Origin of the sequence: Mesorhizobium sp. M7A.F.Ca.CA.002.05.1.1 (genome assembly GCF_003998335.1) — a bacterium.
Classification (GTDB): Bacteria; Pseudomonadota; Alphaproteobacteria; order Rhizobiales; family Rhizobiaceae; genus Mesorhizobium.
Genome location: NZ_RZQI01001340.1, coordinates 1 through 1,084 on the forward strand (window position 1 = coordinate 1; position 1,084 = coordinate 1,084).

At 56.8% G+C, this 1,084-nt stretch carries 1 pseudogene; it reads left to right on the plus strand.

Annotation, left to right across the window (positions count from 1 at the left end):
- Positions 1-612: pseudogene (locus EN939_RS38380) on the plus strand (TlpA family protein disulfide reductase); the annotation flags it as partial.
- Between the last annotated feature and the right edge of the window lie 472 nt (positions 613-1,084).

The window sequence follows — 1,084 nt, forward strand, 5'->3', positions numbered from 1 at the left end:
ATATACGCCAAACTTGGGCCGGCGATGCAGGACGAGGATTGGGCAGCGGCACTATTGGCCATCGAAGAAGGCCTCGCCGTGATGCCAGACTCTTTTGATTTTCGGCGGGTTCATGCGGATATTCTGCTTCACAAGCTGCGCGACATCAAAACCGGCTTGCCGCTTATGCGCGAATTGGTCGAGGACGCGATCAACAAAAAGTTCGAAGCGATGTCTTGGGTGGTGATGGCGCTGAACCAACTCTTCCATCCCACGATCGACAACTCCCATCTTCCGCATGATGATCGCTTTGCGATGGGCAAGGAGCTCTCCGAACAGATCCTGGAACTTAATCCTCCGCAAGGCGATGGAGACTTTAAATTCGGGTGTTACTTTCCGGTCGCTCAGTATTATTACGAGAGCGGCAACAAGGACCGGGCGATCGAGTTGATCGAGGTGGCAATCAAATCGCTGGACCATTCGGAGCCAGTGCCGGACCAAACCAAACAGCGCTACCTCACCTCGTTGCTCCAAGCCCTGGCCAACTACACGGGTGAGCCTGCCTGTCACGCGGGTCTCTGTGTGGCTCCGCAAAACAAGACTTCCGAAACTCAAAACGCTGTCACTTCCTGAGCAAGGATCGCGAAGGGCATGACAATTGGAATTGAACACCGGCAAATCCGCCCGCCCAGGCGCACTTCGCAGCAATAACGTCGATGCCGCAAAAGTGCGCGGCTTGCGGCAGGTGGAATTTCCATTGCGTTTACCTCGGGTCGAACCGCGGCGCAGGCGTTCGCGCCGCGGTGAAAGGTCTCGCATTGGTGGACGTGCTCGAGGTCGGCCACGGGACACTGTTGCGTGGGATCGGCTCGCCCAAGCCATTCCCCGCCCACGCAAGCGCCCGAACCACACATCGCAGAAAAAGAGATCGTCCTTCAAGAGGAGTACTGAAATTGGGGAAAAGCGAAATTCCTCATGAACCGGTTGGCCCTGCTGTCCACGGGGACGACGAGGCCCTTGCTTCCCCGTTCGTCAAATGCCTCCTGCGGCTCATTCGTACTCAGGATTCCTTCGGCTTATGGGAAGGCCATTCGGATGCCGAGCT